Below are 18,784 nucleotides of genomic sequence, written 5' to 3'. Positions count from 1 at the left end.
GCAGGTATCATATTTGCGTGACATCGGGCAGCCTGACCATCTTTTCGGCGCCGCGGAAACGGGTTACCCTCAGCTCCATGGACTTGTTGCATCACAAAAAGAAGACGGCCGGACGCGGCTTTCTCGACGATCAGTTCCTGATTGCCATGCCTGGCATGAAGGACGACCGCTTCACGCGCTCCGTCATCTATATCTGTGCCCACAGCGACGAGGGCGCCATGGGCCTGATCATCAATCAGACGCAGCAGATGCTGTTCCCCGACCTTCTGGTGCAGCTTGGCATCGTGAACGAGCAAGAAGCAATCCGCTTGCCGGCGCATGCCCGCGATTTCGTCGTGCGCAATGGCGGGCCTGTCGACCGCAGCCGCGGCTTCGTGCTGCATTCCGGCGACTATCGCGTGGAATCCTCGCTCAACGTCTCCGACGACATCTGCCTGACCGCTACGGTCGACATCCTGCGCGCCATCTCGACGGGTCGCGGGCCGCGTCATGCGCTGATGGCGCTCGGCTATTCCGGCTGGGGCGCAGGCCAGCTCGAAAGCGAGATCGCCGAGAATGGCTGGCTGACCTGCCCGGCGACGCCTGAGCTGCTGTTCGACGCCGACATCGAGCGCAAATACGATCGCATCCTTGCCTCGATCGGCATCGATCTCGCCCATTTGAGCGCCGCCGCGGGGCACGCCTAAACACCTTTGCCGACCTGCGGGACTGGTCGAACCCGCCTTGGCTTCGTCATCAGCTCTGAGGAATGGCGACGCTCTGAGCGATTAGGGTGATGACGAGTTGGAAGGTCACCGCAGTTCGTAAGCGCCGAAGCAAAGCCCTCTAAGCCTGCGTGAGCGGGTATTGCTCCCTCAGCGTCTTCAGCACCAGTTCGCCGGGCATCGGCGCGCCGAACATGAAGCTCTGGACATATTCGCAGCCCATCTGGCGCAGCTCCAGCGCGTCGCTCTCGTCGGAGATGCCTTCGGCGACGACCGACAGGCCAAGCTCATGGGCCATGTTGACCATGGACTTGAGCAGCACCGCACGTTTCGGCGTTGCGTCGTCGACGAAGCTCTTGTCGATCTTGATCGTGTCGAAGGGGAAGCGCGTCAGGTAGGAGAGCGATGAATAGCCGGTGCCGAAATCGTCGAGCGACAGTCCGATGCCGAGTTGCTTAAGCTTGGTCAGCACATGCGCGGTCTGCTCGGGATTGTCCATCACCAGCGATTCGGTGAGTTCGAGCCGGAAGCAGCGCGGCTTCAAGTTGGCCCGCGCAATGACGGAGCGCACGTCGCTGACCAGGTCGCGGCGGATGAGCTGCCGGCTGGAGAGGTTGACCGAAACCGACAGCGGCGCGTCGCCGATCTGCTTCTGCCAGGCCGCCAGATCCTCGGCCGCCTGCTGCATGGCGAACAGGCCGAGCTGCACGATCAGGCCGCAATTCTCAGCCACCGGGATGAAGTCTCCCGGCGGGATCATGCCGCGCCGCGGATGATCCCATCTGAGCAGCGCCTCGAAGCCGGCGACGCTGCCATCCTCCAGCCGCACGATCGGCTGGTAGGCAAGCGTGAATTCGCGCCGCTCGATGGCGCGGCGAAGGTCCGATTCGAACTGCAGCCGGTCGGTGCCGACGGTGCGGAAGGCCGGCCGGAACGGCTCGATCCTGTCTCCGCCGAAACGCTTGGCCTGATGCATGGCAAGCTCGGCGTCCTTGACCATGTCCTCCGACGAGGTTTGCGCCGTCGTCCAGGTGATCAGGCCGATCGAGGCGGTGAGCACGATCTCGCGCTTGGCAAAGGTGATCGGATTGTTGATCGCATGCTTGATGGCATCGGCCATGGCGGCGATGCGGGCCGGATCCTGTTCCGAAAGCAGCATCAGCGCGAACTGGTCGCCGGCAAAGCGCGACAGCGAATCCTTGGGCTTCAAAAGCCGGTGCAGCCGGCGCGCGATGGTCAGCAGGATGGTGTCGCCGGCCGAAATGCCGAGCCCGTCATTGACCTGTTTGAAACGGTCGATGTCGATGACGAAGACGGTCGGGCGCACCTTGTCCTCGGTGCGGGCGATCGAGATGATCGCCTCCAGCCGGTTCATGAACAGCTCGCGGTTAGGCAGGCCGGTCAGGTTGTCGTGCACGGCGTCGTGCAGCAGCCTTTCCTCGGACTTCTTCTGCTCGGTCACGTCGACCATGGTGCCGACGCAGCGGATCACCTCGCCATCCGACCCGATCACGGGACGGGCGCGCAGCGCGAACCAATGATAATGCCCGTCGGCGCCGCGCAGGCGGAAATTCTGGGCCACACGGCCGCGGCGATGCTCCAGCACCACGTCCAGCGTGGTGCGGAAGGTGTCGCGGTCGTCGGCATGCAGCACCGGCAGCCAGTTGCGGGCCGCGCCCGAAAGGCTGTTGGGGGCAAGGCCGAGCTGCAGGCTGATGTCGGGCTTGGTCACCACGCGGTCGCGCAGCACGTCCCAGTCCCACACGATGTCGCCCGAGCCGGCGACTGCAAGCGCCTGGCGCTCGAGGTCGGAAAACAGGCCCTGGTGCAGCGCGCCGCCGGCAAAAGCGTGCTGCATGACGGTGAAGCCGATCAACAGGATGATCAGGATCAGGCCGCCGCCGAGCGCCGGCTGGGCGATGTCGTTGTCCAGCATGCCGGTGATCGCCATCCACGAGCCGCATAGCCAGAGCAGCACCATCACCCAGCTCGGCACCAGCATGATCGCGCGGTCATAGCCGCGAATTCCGAGGAAGATGATGAGGCCGAGGCCGGTGAGCGCGGTGGCGGCAAACGAGATGCGGGCGATGCCGGCGGCGACCGCCGGATCGACGATGGCCACGCCGGCAATCAGCAGCAGCCCGAGGATCCAGACCAGCGCGCCATAGCTGAAATGGCCGTGCCATCGGTTGAGGTTGAGATAGGCGAACAGGAACACCACGAAGGTACCCGCAAGCGCCACCTCGGTGCCGGCCCGCCACATCTGCTCGTTGCCGGGCGAGATTTCGATGACCTTGTTGAGGAAGCCGAAATCGACGCAGATATAGGCGAGCACCGCCCAGGCAAGGGCGGCGGTGGCCGGGAACATCGAGGTTCCCTTGACGACGAACAGGATGGTCAGGAACAGCGCCAAGAGGCCGGCGATGCCGATGACGATGCCGCGGAACAGCGTGTAGGAATTGACCGAGTCCTTGTAGGATTCCGGGTCCCACAGATAGACCTGCGGCAGCTTGGGCGAGGCGAGCTCGGCGATGAAGGTGACGACCGTTCCGGGGTTGAGCGTCACTCGGAACACATCGGCGTCGGGGCTGGTCTGGCGGTCGAGCGCGAAGCCTTCGCTGGGCGTGATCGCCGCGATGCGCGTCGAGCCGAGATCGGGCCAGAAGATACCGGAATTCACCAGGCGGAAATGCGGCGCGACGATCAGCCTGTCGAGCTGCTGGTCGGTGGTGTTGGCGAGCGCGAACACCGCCCAGTCGCCGGTCGAGCGCGCGTCATTGGCCTCGACCTCGATGCGCCGCACGATGCCGTCGGGGCCGGGCGCGGTCGAGACCTGGAAATTCTCGCCCTGGTTCCGGTAGATCTCGACTGCGCCCGAAAGGTCGAGCGCCTTGTCGTCGCGGGCAATCTTGATCGGCTCGACGGCCAATGCCGGCGCAACCGCTGAAAGCGTGACGAAGAGCGCCAGGATGAGGGCGAACAGCGACGCGATTCGCGAAAAAGTCGTCACATATCAGCCCTTCGTTCCATCACCCGGCGGATCGTCCGCGATCCGGGCGTAGAGGTAGTGATCCTGCCAGATGCCGTTGATCCGGAGATAGGATCTGAGAAGTCCTTCGCGCCGGAATCCGGCTTTTTCAAGCACGCGGATCGACCGTGCGTTGTCGGGAATACAGGCAGCCTCGATCCGGTGCAACCGCAGCGTATCGAAGGCAAAACGCGACACCACCTTGACCGCGTCGGTCATCAGTCCACGGCCGCCGAAGCGCTCGCCGATCCAGTAGCCGATGTGGCCGCTTTGCGCGACACCGTGGCGGATGTTGCCGAGCGTGATGCCGCCGGCGAGCTTGCCGCTCGACTTCTCGAAGATGAAGAAGGCAATGGCCGTGCCTTGCGCATAGTCCTCGCGGTAGCGGCCGATGCGCAGCCGCCAAGCGGTGCGGTCGAGCTCGTCAGGCTGCCAACGCGGCTCCCATGGCTCCAGAAAGGCGCGGCTTTCGCCGCGCAGCGTCGACCATTCGCGGTAGTCGTTGGTCAAAGGCACGCGCAACGTGACCTTTTCGCCCTTCAGTGCCGGCAGGTCGCGGCGAAAGAAAGGAAGCGCGAACACGACTTTGGAACGAAGGTTAGACGGCGAGCCTGCGAGCCGTCGTCTGCGGGCCCGCAAGCGATTCGAGGATCGCCTCGTAGGGCGCCAGCGTGCCCACGGGGCCGACCGCCGTCAGCGTCGGCTTGGTCGAGAACAGCCGCGAGGAGAGATCGGTCAGCCGCTCAACGGTCAGCGCCGCCAGCCGCTCCATCAACTCCTCCTTGGCGATCGGCCGCCCGAACAGCAGCAACTGCCTGGCGATCTGCGAGGCGCGGCTTGCCGGGCTTTCGGCCGACATGATGAGGCCGGCCCGATATTGCGCGCGTGCGCGGTCGAGCTCATCCTGCTGGATGCTTTCCCCGGCCTTCTGCAATTCGTCGATGATGACCGGCACCAGCTTGGCGATATCACTCTGTCCGGTCGCCGCATGCACACCGAAAATGCCGGTGTCGGAAAAGCCCCAGTGGAAGGCATAGACCGAATAGCACAGGCCGCGCTTCTCGCGCACTTCCTGGAACAGCCTCGACGACATGCCGCCGCCGAGGATCATCGACAGCACCTGCGAGGCGTAGAAGTCGCGCACATGGTAGGCGCGGCCCTCGAAGCCGAGCACGATCTGCGCATCCATCAGGTCGCGGTCCTCGCGGAAGTCGCCGCCGACATATTGCGCATATTGCGGGATGTTGCTGGTGGCCTTGGCGCGGAAGCCACCAAGCTGCTTTTCCACCTCACGCACGAAATTGTCGTGCTTGATGTCGCCGGCGGCCACGATCACCATGCGCTCGGCGCCATATTGCCGTTCGATGAAATCGTGCAGCTGCCTGGAGGTGAAGGATTTGACCGTCTCCGGCGTGCCGAGGATCGAGCGGCCGATGGTCTGGTGGCGGAAGGCGGTTTCGGTGAAACGGTCGAAGACGATGTCGTCGGGTGTGTCGTGCGCGGCGCCGATCTCCTGCAGGATCACATGCTGCTCGCGCTCCAGTTCCTCCGGATCGAACTCCGATTCCTGCAGGATGTCGGCCAGGATGTCGACCGCCAGCGGCACGTCGGCGGAAAGCACCCTGGCGTAGTAGGAGGTCGTCTCGACGCTGGTGGCGGCGTTGATCTCGCCGCCGACATTCTCGATTTCAGAGGCGATCTCGAAGGCGCTGCGCCGTTTCGTTCCCTTGAAAGCCATGTGCTCGAGCAGATGGGCCATGCCGTGTTCTTCATCGCGCTCATTGCGTGCGCCCGACTTGACCCAGGCGCCAAGGGCAACGGATTCGAGGCTTGGAAGGGTTTCGGTGGCGACCGTCAGGCCGTTCGACAGACGGCTTACCTCAACACCCATATGGCAACTACTCCCTAACGGGCCGCCCGCGTGTGGCGGCTCACGTATTCTTCCACCATTTTCAGCTCGGATGGAAGTATGGTGTACTTTTCGTCGGCTGTCATCAAGCCGGCGAGCCAGGCAGGCAGCGCTGGCGTAACGCCGCTGGCGGCCTCGACCGCCGCCGGGAATTTGGCCGGATGCGCGGTGCCGAGAACCACCATGGGCACGGCGCCCGACATATGGCCGGCCGCAACGTGCATAGCGGCGGCCGTGTGCGGATCGAGCAGATAGCTGCTCGCTTCAAGCGTCTGGCGGATGGTTGCCGCGACCTCGTCGACGCTGGCGCGGCCGGCGTCGAACTCCGCACGGATCCTCGCCATTTCGCCCGCTTCGACGGTAAAGGCGCCGGACTGCTTCAGCCCGTTCATATAGCGCCTGACCGTCGCGGCATCCCGGCCCGCCGCCTCGAACAGCAGGCGCTCGAAGTTCGAGGACACCTGGATGTCCATCGACGGCGAGGTGGTGGCGAACACGCCCTTGGTGCGGTATTCGCCGCTTGCAAGCGTGCGCGCCAATATGTCGTTGTCGTTGGTGGCGATGATCAGCCGCTCGACCGGCAGTCCCATTCGCTTGGCGGCATAACCGGCGAAAATATCGCCGAAATTGCCGGTCGGCACGGTGAATGACACCGGCCGGTCGGGCGCGCCGAGCGCCAGCGCCGAAGAGAAGTAATAGACGATCTGGGCCATGATGCGGGCCCAGTTGATCGAGTTGACGCCCGACAGCGACACCCTGTCGCGGAAGCCGTGGTCGTTGAACATGTCCTTCACCAGGCCCTGGCAATCGTCGAAATTGCCTTCGATCGACAGCGCGTGCACGTTCGCCGCGCTCGACGTCGTCATCTGCCGCTGCTGCACCGGCGAGACCTTGCCGTTGGGGAAAAGGATGAAGATATCGGTGCGGTCGCGGCCGGCGAAGGCGTCTATTGCCGCGCCCCCGGTGTCGCCGGAGGTGGCGCCGACGATGGTCGCGCGGTTGCCCCGTTCGGCCAGCACATGGTCCATCAGCCGCGCGAGCAGCTGCATCGCAACGTCCTTGAAGGCCAGCGTCGGGCCGTGGAAGAGCTCGAGGATGAAGGTGTTTTTGCCCGTCTGCACCAGCGGGCAGACCGCATCGTGCCGGAAAGTCGCGTAGGCTTCACGCACCAGCCGTTCGAAGACGGGTGCGGCGATCTCGCCGCCGAGGAAGGGTGTCAAGACGCGGATGGCAAGGTCGGGATAGGCGAGGCCGCGCATGGCGCGAATATTGGCGGACGAGAACTGCGGCCATTCGCGCGGCAGGTAAAGCCCGCCGTCGCGCGCCAGTCCGGCCAGCACCGCGTCCGAAAATCCAAGCACGGGCGCATCCCCGCGGGTACTCACATATTGCATCGTCAAGAACCCATTGCTGCCGGCCGCGTCATCCACGGCAAATTGGTTAATTTTCCGAGCCGGCTCAGTCGCATTTTCGCCGCGGCGTTGATATACGTCACCGGCTTTGTGAGAGGGAAGTGCAGTTCATGAGGTTTTATTCGATCAACCGCCGTGTTGTCGCGGGTCTGGCGCTCACCGGCTTTATGCTTGCCGCCGCAGGCTGCCAATCGAGCGACAATGGCATTTTGAACTTCGGCTTCAGCAAGAAGGACCCGACCGCGCCGCCACCGCCGCAGGACCCCAAGGTGCTTGCCAGCCAGTTGCGCGCCTACTGCCCGAAAGTGACGCTGCGCGACGGCACCGCCTTCTTCAATACCTATGCCAAGGGCACCGCTGCCAAGACGAAGAAAAGGAAAGTCGATGCTGCGGCGGACGCTGAAGCCCAGGCAGCCGCACAGACCGGACCCAACGGTCAACCCGTCGACCCCAATCGCGATCCCGCCAAGATCATTTACCAGGCCTCGATCACCGATGTGACGCGCGACTGCATTCACGAAAACGGCCAGCTGACGATGAAGATCGCGGTGGCCGGTAAGGTCGTGCCGGGACCGCTGTTCACGCCCGGTACCGTGACGATGCCGATCCGCATCGCGGTCCAACATGGGCCTGACGTGCTCTATTCGCAGCTTCATCAGTATCAGGTGCAGGTCACCGATCCGTCTGCCGCGACGCAGTTCGTCTTCACCGACACCAACGTCGTGGTGCCGGAGCCGACCGCCCGCGACTACCAAGCCTATGCCGGCTATGACGAGAACGCGCCGGCAGCGACGGACAAGTCCAAGGCCAAGAGGAAGAAGCGCGTCGCCGCGGCGGCGACAAACTGATCTGGTTCGCCGCCAATCGCGCTTCCGCGGTTAGGCGTCCTCCGACCACTCCGACAATGCCGCAATCGTGCTGCCGAGTTCCGCCAAACGGCGGATGACGGTTTCGGCGCCCGCTTCGGTCAGCGCGTCGGCATGGCCGGGATAGCTGTGCCCGGCGCCGGTGAAGCCGATGACGCGCATGCCCGCCGTCCTGGCGCCGGTGACGCCGTGCACCGAATCCTCGATGACGAAAGTGTTCTTCGGGTTGGCGCCGAGCTGTTCGGCGGCATAGAGGAACACGTCCGGTGCCGGCTTGGTCTTCTTGCTGGGGATGTCGAGCCCCGAAAAGATGCGGCCGGCGAAGAAGGGCAGCAGGCGCACCTTTTCAAGCATGAACTCGATCCGCTCGGTGCGCGAATTGGAGCAGACGGCGCGCGGCGTGGTCACCGCCGCCACCGCCTCGCGTGCGCCGTCGATGATGCGCACGTCGCTGCGCAGCTTGCGATCGACGAGTTCCTCGGCGCGGTCGATCAGCGAGGCCTGGAAGGGAAGGTGAGATTTTTCCTCGACCCGCATCAGGATGTCCTTGAAAGTCAGCCCGGCATAGGTCTCGGCAAGCTCCTCCGCCGAAATTTCGTATCCGGCCGATGTCAGAAGCTCGGCCTCGACGCGCGCGGCGATGATCTCGGAATCGACGAGCACGCCGTCGCAATCGAAAATGACAAGGTCTGGCTGGGGCATGGCAATCCGAAGCTGGGAGGAAAATGGCCTGACTGGCCCAAGCGGCGCGGCATACACCAATGGGCCGGTGTTCGCAAATCGGTGGCGCAGGCTCTCGCTCGACCTTCACCGAATGTTTACGCTGATCGGTAACCATAACGGCCAGTAAACCGTAACGTGTGCTTTGGGTGTTTTGATGTCTGCCGTGCGTCTTCTCGACGAGCTTTCCCACGCTCCCCAGCAGTCCGAATGGCTGGACACGATCCTCAAAGGCGATTGCGTCGCCACCCTCGACAGGCTGCCGGAAAAGTCGATCGACGTCATCTTCGCCGATCCGCCTTACAACCTGCAACTCGACGGCGATCTGCATCGGCCCGACCAGTCCAAGGTGGACGCCGTCGACGACGACTGGGACCGGTTCGAGAGTTTTGAGGCCTATGACGCCTTCACCCGCGCCTGGCTGCTTGCCGCGCGACGCGTGCTGAAGCCCAATGGCACGATCTGGGTGATTGGCTCCTACCACAACATCTTCCGCGTCGGTGCCAGGATGCAGGATCTCGGCTTCTGGATCCTGAACGACGTCGTCTGGCGCAAGACCAACCCGATGCCGAATTTCCGCGGCCGCCGCTTCCAGAACGCGCATGAGACGATGATCTGGGCCTCGCGCGACCAGAAGTCCAAGGGCTACACCTTCAACTACGAAGCGCTAAAGGCCTCGAATGACGATTTGCAGATGCGCTCTGACTGGCTGTTCCCGATCTGCACCGGCGCCGAGCGCCTGAAGGACGAGAACGGCAACAAGCTGCATCCCACGCAGAAGCCGGAAGCGTTGCTGGCCCGCATCATGATGGCCTCGACCAAGCCGGGCGATGTCGTGCTCGATCCCTTCTTCGGCTCGGGCACCACGGGTGCGGTCGCCAAGCGCCTCGGCCGTCACTTCGTCGGCATCGAGCGCGAGCAATCCTACATCGATGCCGCCAATGAGCGCATCGCCGCCGTGCGCCCGCTGGATGAGGCCGACCTCACCGTGCTGTCCGGCAAGCGCGCCGAGCCGCGCGTCGCCTTCATAAGCCTGATCGACACCGGCCTGGTGGCGCCGGGCGCCACACTTTACGACGCCAAGAAGCGCTGGGCTGCAAAAGTGCGCGCCGACGGCACGCTGGCCATCGGCGACAGCGCCGGCTCGATCCACAAGATCGGCGCCGAGGTGCAGGGTTTGGACGCCTGCAACGGCTGGACCTTCTGGCACTATGAGCGCAGCGGCGGCCTCACCCCGATCGACGAATTGCGCCGCATCGCCCGCCTCGGAATGGAGCGGGCAGGCGGCTGATCCGCTTGAATCGAAAGCTCAACCGATTGCTGCAAGTGATTCAGTTCAGGCCGCAATCCCGAGCCGTTCAAGATCCGCTTGAAGCGCCTTGGCCTCGGTGAACAGCACCGCCTGCCAGCCGGCGGTCTTGGCGCCGTCGACATTCTTCTGGCTGTCGTCGATGAAGAGTGTGGCGGCCGGCTCCAGGTCGAAGGATGCGACGTGACGGTCGTAGATGGCCTGATCCGGCTTGATCAGGCCGATCTCGCCCGAGACGGTGACGCCGCGCGGCCGATTGAGAAAGTCGAAGCGCCGGCGGGCTTCGGCGAACGTGTCGGCGGCGAAATTGGTCAGCATGGTCACATCGCGGCCCCTGTCGATCAGGCCGACCATGATGGCGACGCTGTCGTCATAGGCATGCGGCACCATCTCGTGCCAGCAGCGGCGGAAGTTGCGGATGTTCTCGGCGTGATCGGGGTGTTCGGCGATCAGCAGCGCCTCGGCGTCTTGCCAGGTGCGGCCCCGATCCTGCTCGATGTTCCAGGCGCTGGTGCAGACATTGTCGAAGAACCATTTCCGCTCCTCGGCATCCGGGATCAGCCGGCTGAACGGAAGGTCCGGATCGTAGTGGATCAGCACCTTGCCGATATCGAACACGATGTGGCGGATGTCAGTCATTGCGGTCCTTTCAACGCGGGCGCAGCGGGGCTTGCTTTTTGGTTGCGCCCGGTATCGCTGCCTCGATTACCTTTTTCATGACGGTGGGCAGCGCTTCCCCGGGAATTTCGTGGGCTAGCGACCAGAAATGCCCGTTGGGCGCATCACCCCTGATGTGGGCATGGAAGACGTCGAGTTCGAGCGCGAAATGGGTGAAGACATGGCCGATCCGCCCGGCGCGCCGCCAGTCGGCCGAAATGGGCGCTGCGTCCGCCGTCGTAGCGCCGTCGGCCCGCGCCGTCCACGCCGTGGTCGGCACCTCGGTCATGCCGCCGAGCAGCCCCTTGTCGGGCCGTTTGCGCAGCAGGATGGCGCCGTCATCGCGTTGAGCGACAAAGGCAGCACCGCGCCTGAGCGGCTTGTCGCCCTTGGGCAGGCGGACTGGAAAACGCTCCGGATCGCCTGACAGGATCGCGCTGCAATCCTCGCGCAGCGGGCACAGCATGCAGCGCGGCCGCCGCGGCGTGCAGATCGTGGCGCCGAGATCCATCATCGCCTGGGCGAAATCGCCGGGCCTCGCCCGTGGCACGAGCTTCTCGACCAGCGCTCGGATTTCCGGCTTGGCCTCGCTGAGCGGCGTCTCCACCGAATAGAGCCGCGAGATGACACGCTCGACATTGCCGTCGACGACTGCGGCAGGCCGGTCGAAGGCGATCGCCGCGATGGCGGCCGCCGTGTAGGCGCCGATGCCCGGCAATTCCTTCAATCCGGCCTCGGTGTCGGGAAAGCGGCCCCCCCGCTGCGCCACGAGATCGGCGCAGGCTTTGAGATTGCGTGCCCTCGAGTAATAGCCGAGCCCGGCCCAGGCCTTCATGACGTCCTCGGCCGGCTCTGCCGCCAGCGCCTCGACGGTCGGCCATTTCTCGACAAACGTCCGGAAATAGGCTTTCACCGCCTCGACCGTGGTCTGCTGCAGCATGACCTCGGAGAGCCAGACGCGATAAGGGTCGGGTTTTGTCCCACGCGAGAACGCACTCGGCGTCACGCGCCAGGGCAGGTCGCGGTGATGCGCGTCGTACCAGGCAAGCAGGCGGACGGCGATGCTGCTATCTCCGGATACGCACTTCTCGGCTGCGGCCTTGCGGGTCTGGTCTTGCGGTGCCATTGATCGGGTGAGTTAGGATCGGAGAACGCACATGGCAGGGAAAAGGCCCTTCGGCAATCCCGTTCCGGTGAGCGATCTCGCTACCGAGATCCTCGATCCTGTCCTGAAGAAGCGCGCCGGCATCTCGATCGGACTGGTGCAGTCCTGGGAAGAGATCGCCGGGCCGCGCCTGGCCAGCCACTCGCGCCCGGAAAAGATCCAGTGGCCGCGCCGCCTGCATGAGGACGATCCGTTCGAGCCGGCGGTGCTGATCATTGCCTGCGAAGGCATGGCGGCGCTGCATCTTCAGCATGAGGCGGGCGAGGTCATCAACCGCGTCAACGCCTTCCTGGGTTTCAACGCCATAGGCCGCATCAAGATCCTGCAGAAGCCGGTCCTTTCGGCGAAAGCGCGGCCGAAACCGCAACCGCGGCCTCTCAGCGAGGCCGAGAAATCGAAGCTGGCGCGAACGGTCGGCAAGATCGAGGATGATGGCTTGCGCGCTTCGCTCGAGCGGCTCGGCGCGACCATCCTCGGACAAAAAAAGCCCTGAGCATGTCTCCCGAAAGTTCCGGCGGTTTCGGGAAAAGTCGTGGAGCGCGCTGCAAAATTGTCGTCAATATCGCATATTCGTGATCGCGCCCGAAAAATTTGGCGATTGGATTGGGGATGCCGATGCCTTAATTCGCGCCAACTCTCGCCTTTTCTAGCCCTTGCATTGCAAAATCCAACCGATATCAGGTGATTCGCATGAACCGCTCTTTGTCTCGCAGAAACCTTCTGACCACGCTGGCCGCCGTTCCGGCAGTGGCGCTGCTTGCCGCGTGCAGCGACTCGGGTGAAGAGGCAAAGGCGGCCGATGTGAAGCCCGCCAATCCGTCGACGCCAGCCAAGCCTGCCACGCCCGCGGCCGCTCAGGTGCCGGAAGCGCAGGGCACCGTCGACATGGCGGAACTGCTCAAGCCCGGCGCTTTGCCCGACAAGCAGCTCGGCAAGGACGACGCCAAGGTCACCATCGTCGAATATGCCTCGATGACCTGCCCGCATTGCGCGCATTTCAACGACACAACCTTCCCTGAGCTGAAGTCGAAATACATCGACACGGGCAAGGTGCGCTATATCCTGCGCGAATTCCCCTTCGACCCGAGCGCCGAGGCCGGCTTCATGCTGGCGCGCTGCGCCAAGGACAACTATTTCGCCATGGTGGACGTGTTGTTCAAGCAGCAGCCGAGCTGGGTTGGCGTCAGCAACACCAAGGAAGCGCTGCTGCAGATTTCCAAGCTCGCCGGTTTTACACAGGAGTCATTTGAGGCCTGCTTGACGGACCAGAAGCTTCTGGACGATGTGAGAGCAGTCCAGAAACGCGGAGCGGACGAGTTCAAGGTCGACTCGACGCCGACCTTCTTCATCAACGGAAAGACCTACAAAGGGGCGATGTCGATTGAGGAAATGTCGGCCATCATCGACCCTCTGCTCTGACGTCCAGGCCGCGCCGAAGCTGCTTGGCTTCGGCATATTGGTCTTTGCGGAGCGGCGCGAATGAAGTTCTCGCGCCTTCGCCTCCTCGGTTTCAAGTCCTTCGTCGAGCCCGGCGAGTTCGTCATCGAACGCGGGCTGACCGGCATTGTCGGGCCGAACGGCTGCGGCAAGTCCAACCTTGTCGAGGCGCTGCGCTGGGTGATGGGCGAAAGTTCCTACAAGAACATGCGCGCGTCAGGCATGGACGACGTGATCTTTTCCGGCTCCGGCGCGCGGCCGGCGCGCAACACCGCCGAAGTCACGCTTTTCCTTGACAATTCGGACCGCACGGCGCCCGCCGCCTTCAACGACGCCGATGAATTGCAGGTGTCGCGCCGCATCGAGCGCGAGGCGGGCTCGCTCTACCGCATCAACGGCAAGGAAGCGCGTGCCAAGGACGTGCAACTGCTCTTCGCCGACCAGTCGACCGGCGCGCGCTCGCCGTCCATGGTCGGCCAGGGCCGCATCGGCGAGCTGATCCAGGCCAAGCCCCAGGCGCGCCGGGCGCTGCTCGAAGAAGCCGCCGGTATCTCCGGCCTGCACACGCGCCGGCACGAGGCCGAGCTTCGGCTGAAGGCGGCCGAACAAAACCTCGAACGGCTTGACGATGTCGTCGGCGAGTTGGAAAGCCAGATCGACAGCCTGAAGCGCCAGGCGCGCCAGGCTTCGCGCTTCAAGAACCTGTCGGCCGACATCCGCAAGGCCGAGGCGACGCTTCTGCATCTGCGCTGGACACTGGCCAAAACCCAGGAAGGCGAAGCGCGTTCGGCGCTTGCCGTTGCGACCACGCTGGTCGGTGACCGCGCCGCAGCCCAGATGGCCGCTGCGAGGGAGCAGGGCATCGCCGCCCACCGCCTGCCCGACCTGCGCGACGCCGAAGCGGCCGCAGCGGCGGCCTTTCAGCGCCTGTCGATCGCCAAAACGCAGATCGAAGAAGAGGCCGGCCGCATCCGCTCGCGCCAGGCGGAGCTGGAGCGGCGCCTGCAGCAGCTCGATGCAGACATCGCCCGCGAGGAGCGGATGGTGCGCGACAATGCCGACATTCTCGAGCGTCTCCGCACCGAGGAAGCCGAGCTCAATTCGGACAATGCAGGTGCTGCCGAGCGCGAAGCCACCACCCGCGCCGCCTTCGAGCAGGCCGGCGCGACGCTCTCGCAGAGCGAAGCCAGGCTGGCCGCGCTGACTGCCGAACGCGCCGAGGCGGCCGCCTCGCGCCACCAGATCGAGCGCACTTTGCGTGAGACCGCCGAGCGCCGCGACCGCTTCGCACGTCAGCTTGCCGAGGTCGATCGCGAGCTCTCCGATATTGTGGCGCGCATTTCCGGCCTGCCCGATCCCGCCGAGAAGCGGCTGCTGGTCGAGGACGCGCTTGCCCGCCTGGAAGAGAGCGAACTGGGTGCCATCGCCGCCGAGCAGGCGGTCGCCGAGGCGCGCGCCGCCGAAAGTGCTGCGCGTCCGCCTCTGCAGGATGCCAAGGCCGAATTGCAGCGCATCGAGACGGAAGCGCGCACGCTGGCCAAGATACTCAACGCCGCGAGCGGCGATCTCTTCCCTTCGGTGCTGGAGCAGATCAGCGTCGAGCGCGGCTACGAGACGGCACTTGGCGCCGCGCTCGGCGAGGACCTCGACGTGCCGCTCGACCGCAGCGCCCCGGTGCATTGGGGCGAGAGCGCGGTTAAACCGGGTGACGCGGCGCTGCCTGAAGGCGTGAGGAGCCTGGCGAGTGTGGTCCGCGCGCCGGCACAGCTTGCCCGCCGCCTGGCGCAGATCGGCATCGTCGACGCCGCCGATGGCCGTCGCCTTCAAGCGCAGCTCGCGCCCGGCCAGCGGCTGGTCAGCCGCGACGGCGCGCTCTGGCGCTGGGACGGCTTGACGGCCAGCGCCGATGCGCCGACCGCTGCCGCGCAGCGGCTGGCGCAGAAGAACCGCCTGGCGGAGCTCGATGCCGAGGCCGTGCAGGCGACCCGCGTCGTGCGCGAGGCCGAGGAGGCGCTGGCGCGCGCCGAGCAGGCGATGCGCCAGGCGAGCGAGGCCGAGCGCAACGCGCGTCAGGCCGGCCGCGATGCCCAGCACGCACTGGACGCCGCCCGTGACGCGCTAGCCGAGGCCGAGAAGGCCGGCGGCGAGCTGGCCAGCCGCCGTGCTGCCTTGGATGACGCCCGCGCGCGCATCGTCGACAGCCATGAAGAGACGCAAGCCGCTTTCCTCGAAGCCGAGGAGATGCTCAGGGACGCGCCCGATCTCGGCGACCTGCAGCTCCAGCTCGAGCAGGCCTCCGCCAGTGTAGCTCGCGACCGCGCCACGCTTGCCGATACGCGCGCCGTGCATGACGGCCTACGGCGCGAGGCCGAAGCGCGCATGCGCCGGCTCGACGCGATCGGCACCGAGCGCAAGAACTGGCTGGAGCGGGCCGAAAACGCCTCGACGCAGATCGCCGCGCTTGGCGAGCGCAAGGCTGAGGCCGAAGCTGAGCGCGAGCGGCTGGCCGACGCGCCCGACGAGATCGACGCCAAGCGCCGTGCGCTGTTGAGTCAGCTTTCCGAGGCCGAGGCGCTGCGCCAGGCCGCCGGCGATCGCCTGCAGGAAGCGGAGACCAAGCAAGCCGAGCTCGACAAGGCGGCGACCGCGGCGATCCAGTCGCTTGCCGAAGCGCGCGAGACCCGCGTCCGCGCCGAGGAGCGGCTGACCGCGGCCGACGAACGCCGCGCCGAGGTCGAGGCTCGCATCCAGGAAGCGCTGAACACGCCGCCGCATCTCGTCATCAAGCATACCGGGCTAGAGACCGACGACCCGATGCCGGACATGGCCGAGGTCGAGCGCCAGCTCGACCGGCTGAAGATCGAGCGCGAGCGGCTAGGGGCCGTCAATCTGCGCGCCGAGGAAGAACAGAGGGAGCTGTCGGACCGCCTGGAAATCATCGTGTCCGAGCGCGAGGACATCATAGAGGCGATCAGAAAACTGCGCCAAGCGATCCAGAGCCTCAACCGCGAGGGCCGTGAACGCCTGCTGTCGGCCTTTGAGGTGGTCAACGGCCATTTCCAGCGGCTGTTTGCACATCTCTTCGGTGGCGGCACGGCCGAATTGCAGCTGATCGAGTCCGAAGATCCGCTGGAAGCCGGCCTCGAAATCCTCGCCCGGCCGCCCGGCAAGAAGCCGCAGACCATGACGCTGCTCTCCGGCGGCGAGCAGGCGCTCACCGCAATGTCGCTGATCTTCGCCGTCTTCCTCACCAACCCGGCACCGATCTGCGTGCTCGACGAAGTCGACGCGCCGCTCGACGACCACAATGTCGAGCGCTTCTGCAACCTGATGGACGAGATGTCGAAGACCACCGAGACCCGCTTCGTCATCATCACCCACAACCCGATCACCATGGCGCGCATGGACCGGCTGTTCGGCGTCACCATGGCCGAGCAGGGCGTCAGCCAGCTGGTCTCGGTCGACCTGCAGGCCGCTGAGGCGATGCGCGAGGCGAGTTGAGGGCGGGCTTGGCGCCCGGAACCGACTGAGTTACGTCTCCGGTGCCGTGGCTGGCGCCGTGTAACGCCGGCGCACGGCCTCCAGCACGCGCTTGCGGCTCTCCTCGGGCGATAGGCTCTTGTCCTTCTCGGCCTCTGACGTCTCGCGGGCGAGTTCCTTGTCCCTGATCTGTTGGCGGAACCATTTGGAATAGTCGCCAGCGCGCAGGTGGTATTCCCAGGTCTTGTCGTCGATGCCTTCCGCCATTTGGGCGAAAATGATCAGATTGTGGGCTCTGAGGTTCATCGCCTTTTCCGGCCCCGTGAAATAGAAACTGCCGGCCTCGTCGAGCTCGCCTTCGGCATATTTGCGGCTGTGCCGCTTCAGCGATTGGTCGGGTTCGATCGCCTTGACCGTGAACGGCTTCTTGCCGTCTTGCGGCCGCCATAGCAGGACCCGGTCACCCTTCGGCGAAGGAATGCTCTTGGGCGCCTCCAGCCCGGCCTCCTTGCAGAAGGTCTTGATCACGCTCTTCGCCTTCGGACCGAGCGCGATGACCGCCGTCACCAGGCGCAGGACCCCGGTCGAAATCGCTTCCGGATGCACGGTGATCAGCACCGTGCCCGGCAGCTCGAGCGACAGCACCGCGCGCGTGTCCTCGCGGCGCCTGGGCAGAAGGTGATGCGCCTCGTCGATGATCAGCCAATGCGGCCTTGCCGTGCGGTAGCGGACGCTGCCGAGGCCTGGCAGCAATTCGGCAAAGAAGTCGGGCCGCTCGTCGACCTTCAGCGCCAGCCCGTTGACCACGATATTGGTGCCAGGCTTTTCGATCAGCTCCAGCAATTGCTCCTTGCTGGGTGTAGTCGAGCCATCACCTAGCGGAACGGCGCCCTCCAGTCCGTCATAGTCGCCCTCGGGATCGAAAATGCAGAACTGCAATCCCTGTTCGGCAAGCCGCTCGGTGAGCGCTGTGGCCAATGTCGACTTGCCGATACCGGAGCTTCCGGCGATCAGAACGGTCTCGACGGGCGACAGATAAACCTTCTTGCCGTTGGCAGTTCCCAGCAGGACGCCGCGCAAGCGCTTGCGAGCTATCAGATGATCCTGCTTTATCAGCTTGCCGATCAGTTCTTCGACACCCTTGCCGCGCGCCTCCCTGGTGACGAGGTCGGCGGTTTCCTTCACGGCGGGCAGTGCGTTGGCGACGGCGACGCTGCAACCCGAAGCCCTGAGGAAGGCGTGGTCGTTCTCGGCGTCGCCGATACCCACCACATTATGCGGCGACAATCTGAGGTCCTTGAGCGCAGCCGCCAGTCCGGTGGCCTTGTTGATGCCTGAGGGCAGGATCATCACCGCGCCCTTGTTGAAGATGATCTCCAGCTCAAGGCCGAGCTCCTTGATGACGTCGAGCACGGTGGCCTGGTGCGGCTCCCAGGTAGCAACGATCGAGCGGCCGACCGAGAGCGGCTTGACGTCGCGCTTCTTCAGTCTGTCGACGAAATCGGCGGAAGGCGAGGGCGAGATCGTTTGCTCTTCCTCGCTCGCCGGCGTGTAGATCAGCGCGCCGTTTTCGGCCACCACCTTGTCGAACAGCCCGACCTCCGGAAACACCTCCTTGAGATCGGGCAGTTCGCGGCCGGTGACCAGGATGAGCTTGCGGCCGGACTTCTTCAGCTTCTTCAGCGCCGACAGCGTGCTGGCGGTGACCAGTCCGTCATGCGCCAGCGTGCCGTCGTAGTCGGTGGCCAGTGCCATGAAATACATCGGGTGATCCTCTCCGCTGCCGGTCGCTCGGTCCGTCTGGAACAAACAACGTCTGTCGGCGGAAAAGGTTTAGGCCGGCGCTTTCGCCTCCCTGGCGCGAACCAGGCTTGGAGAAATGCAATTCATCGGAGAGAGAAGGTTGGCTGGGTTCTGGAAAGGCGGGGCGCTTCTGGTCTTTAGGTCCGTTTGGGGTCGGCGCGTTGCTCCTGTGCCCTCTTGCAGATCTCATCCAATTTTTTTCGGACCCGGTCGTTATCGAACAGCAGCTTGGCGCGTGAGAATCCTCTGCTACGAAGCTCCCATTCGATGGCAAGCCATCCTTCATAATCGCCA

General features: G+C 64.7%; 14 protein-coding genes. 6 read left to right on the top strand and 8 right to left on the bottom strand.

Features of this window, described 5'->3' with window-relative positions; all coding sequences use genetic code 11:
* Positions 1-77 precede the first annotated feature (77 nt).
* A complete protein-coding gene (locus tag CK215_RS06335) occupies positions 78-686 on the top strand; it encodes a YqgE/AlgH family protein (RefSeq protein ID WP_095830424.1) in 609 nt (202 codons plus the stop codon).
* Between the two features lie 139 nt (positions 687-825).
* Here CK215_RS06335 and CK215_RS06330 read toward each other — a convergent pair whose 3' ends face one another.
* The 4 genes from CK215_RS06330 to thrC are packed head-to-tail and all read right to left on the bottom strand — an operon-like array spanning position 826 to position 7,035.
* On the bottom strand, positions 826-3,714 hold the full coding sequence (locus CK215_RS06330; protein WP_095830423.1) for an EAL domain-containing protein: 2,889 nt from the start codon (positions 3,712-3,714) through the stop codon (positions 826-828).
* A 3-nt stretch (positions 3,715-3,717) separates the two neighbouring features.
* Positions 3,718-4,314, bottom strand: coding sequence for a GNAT family protein (locus tag CK215_RS06325; protein WP_066997979.1), 597 nt, complete (start codon positions 4,312-4,314; stop codon positions 3,718-3,720).
* A gap of 16 nt (positions 4,315-4,330) precedes the next feature.
* A complete protein-coding gene (locus CK215_RS06320; RefSeq protein ID WP_095781699.1) occupies positions 4,331-5,623 on the bottom strand; it encodes a pitrilysin family protein in 1,293 nt (430 codons plus the stop codon).
* A gap of 14 nt (positions 5,624-5,637) precedes the next feature.
* Positions 5,638-7,035 (bottom strand): threonine synthase, encoded by a 1,398-nt coding sequence (thrC, locus tag CK215_RS06315; RefSeq protein ID WP_095830599.1) that lies wholly within the window; start codon positions 7,033-7,035, stop codon positions 5,638-5,640.
* Between the two features lie 128 nt (positions 7,036-7,163).
* On the opposite strand from thrC, the gene CK215_RS06310 reads away from it, so the two are divergent.
* On the top strand, positions 7,164-7,901 hold the full coding sequence (locus tag CK215_RS06310; protein WP_095830422.1) for a hypothetical protein: 738 nt from the start codon (positions 7,164-7,166) through the stop codon (positions 7,899-7,901).
* A gap of 30 nt (positions 7,902-7,931) precedes the next feature.
* On the opposite strand, the gene CK215_RS06305 is transcribed toward CK215_RS06310, so the two are convergent.
* Positions 7,932-8,621 (bottom strand): HAD family phosphatase, encoded by a 690-nt coding sequence (locus CK215_RS06305; protein ID WP_095827108.1) that lies wholly within the window; start codon positions 8,619-8,621, stop codon positions 7,932-7,934.
* 175 nt (positions 8,622-8,796) lie between these two features.
* On the opposite strand from CK215_RS06305, the gene CK215_RS06300 reads away from it, so the two are divergent.
* Positions 8,797-9,930, top strand: a complete 1,134-nt coding sequence (locus CK215_RS06300) for a site-specific DNA-methyltransferase (protein WP_095781697.1) — start codon at positions 8,797-8,799, stop codon at positions 9,928-9,930.
* Between the two features lie 45 nt (positions 9,931-9,975).
* On the opposite strand, the gene CK215_RS06295 is transcribed toward CK215_RS06300, so the two are convergent.
* Together CK215_RS06295 and mutY are read right to left on the bottom strand one after the other, a co-directional pair.
* Positions 9,976-10,587, bottom strand: a complete 612-nt coding sequence (locus CK215_RS06295; protein ID WP_095781696.1) for an HAD-IA family hydrolase — start codon at positions 10,585-10,587, stop codon at positions 9,976-9,978.
* 10 nt (positions 10,588-10,597) lie between these two features.
* Positions 10,598-11,731, bottom strand: a complete 1,134-nt coding sequence (gene mutY / locus CK215_RS06290; RefSeq protein ID WP_095781695.1) for an A/G-specific adenine glycosylase — start codon at positions 11,729-11,731, stop codon at positions 10,598-10,600.
* Positions 11,732-11,762: 31 nt separating this feature from the next.
* Between mutY and CK215_RS06285 the strand changes: the two genes are divergently transcribed.
* The 3 genes from CK215_RS06285 to smc all read left to right on the top strand — a co-directional run bounded on the left by CK215_RS06285 (position 11,763) and on the right by smc (position 16,708).
* On the top strand, positions 11,763-12,263 hold the full coding sequence (locus tag CK215_RS06285; RefSeq protein WP_067327870.1) for a DUF721 domain-containing protein: 501 nt from the start codon (positions 11,763-11,765) through the stop codon (positions 12,261-12,263).
* A 197-nt stretch (positions 12,264-12,460) separates the two neighbouring features.
* The gene (locus tag CK215_RS06280) at positions 12,461-13,189 is read left to right on the top strand and encodes a DsbA family protein (protein ID WP_067327871.1); all 729 of its coding nucleotides are present in this window, start codon (positions 12,461-12,463) and stop codon (positions 13,187-13,189) included.
* 60 nt (positions 13,190-13,249) lie between these two features.
* The gene (smc, locus tag CK215_RS06275) at positions 13,250-16,708 is read left to right on the top strand and encodes a chromosome segregation protein SMC (protein WP_095830421.1); all 3,459 of its coding nucleotides are present in this window, start codon (positions 13,250-13,252) and stop codon (positions 16,706-16,708) included.
* Between the two features lie 30 nt (positions 16,709-16,738).
* Here smc and CK215_RS06270 read toward each other — a convergent pair whose 3' ends face one another.
* The gene (locus tag CK215_RS06270; protein ID WP_066997949.1) at positions 16,739-18,451 is read right to left on the bottom strand and encodes an HAD family hydrolase; all 1,713 of its coding nucleotides are present in this window, start codon (positions 18,449-18,451) and stop codon (positions 16,739-16,741) included.
* Positions 18,452-18,784: the final 333 nt, after the last annotated feature.

It is taken from the genome of Mesorhizobium sp. WSM3864 (assembly GCF_002294955.1).
Classification (GTDB): Bacteria; Pseudomonadota; Alphaproteobacteria; order Rhizobiales; family Rhizobiaceae; genus Mesorhizobium.
The sequence above is the reverse complement of the archived record's forward strand: the minus strand, read 5'-3'. Positions and strand labels throughout refer to the sequence as shown.

Excerpts from the sequence above, each read along its gene's own strand:
- smc (WP_095830421.1), top strand. The coding sequence starts at position 13,250 with ATGAAGTTCTCGCGCCTTCGCCTCCTCGGTTTCAAGTCCTTCGTCGAG.
- CK215_RS06300 (WP_095781697.1), top strand. The coding sequence starts at position 8,797 with ATGTCTGCCGTGCGTCTTCTCGACGAGCTTTCCCACGCTCCCCAGCAG.
- CK215_RS06280 (WP_067327871.1), top strand. The coding sequence starts at position 12,461 with ATGAACCGCTCTTTGTCTCGCAGAAACCTTCTGACCACGCTGGCCGCC.
- CK215_RS06310 (WP_095830422.1), top strand. The coding sequence starts at position 7,164 with ATGAGGTTTTATTCGATCAACCGCCGTGTTGTCGCGGGTCTGGCGCTC.
- mutY (WP_095781695.1), bottom strand. The coding sequence starts at position 11,731 with ATGGCACCGCAAGACCAGACCCGCAAGGCCGCAGCCGAGAAGTGCGTA.
- CK215_RS06305 (WP_095827108.1), bottom strand. The coding sequence starts at position 8,621 with ATGCCCCAGCCAGACCTTGTCATTTTCGATTGCGACGGCGTGCTCGTC.
- CK215_RS06295 (WP_095781696.1), bottom strand. The coding sequence starts at position 10,587 with ATGACTGACATCCGCCACATCGTGTTCGATATCGGCAAGGTGCTGATC.
- CK215_RS06320 (WP_095781699.1), bottom strand. The coding sequence starts at position 5,623 with ATGGGTGTTGAGGTAAGCCGTCTGTCGAACGGCCTGACGGTCGCCACC.
- thrC (WP_095830599.1), bottom strand. The coding sequence starts at position 7,035 with ATGCAATATGTGAGTACCCGCGGGGATGCGCCCGTGCTTGGATTTTCG.
- CK215_RS06335 (WP_095830424.1), top strand. The coding sequence starts at position 78 with ATGGACTTGTTGCATCACAAAAAGAAGACGGCCGGACGCGGCTTTCTC.
- CK215_RS06270 (WP_066997949.1), bottom strand. The coding sequence starts at position 18,451 with ATGTATTTCATGGCACTGGCCACCGACTACGACGGCACGCTGGCGCAT.
- CK215_RS06285 (WP_067327870.1), top strand. The coding sequence starts at position 11,763 with ATGGCAGGGAAAAGGCCCTTCGGCAATCCCGTTCCGGTGAGCGATCTC.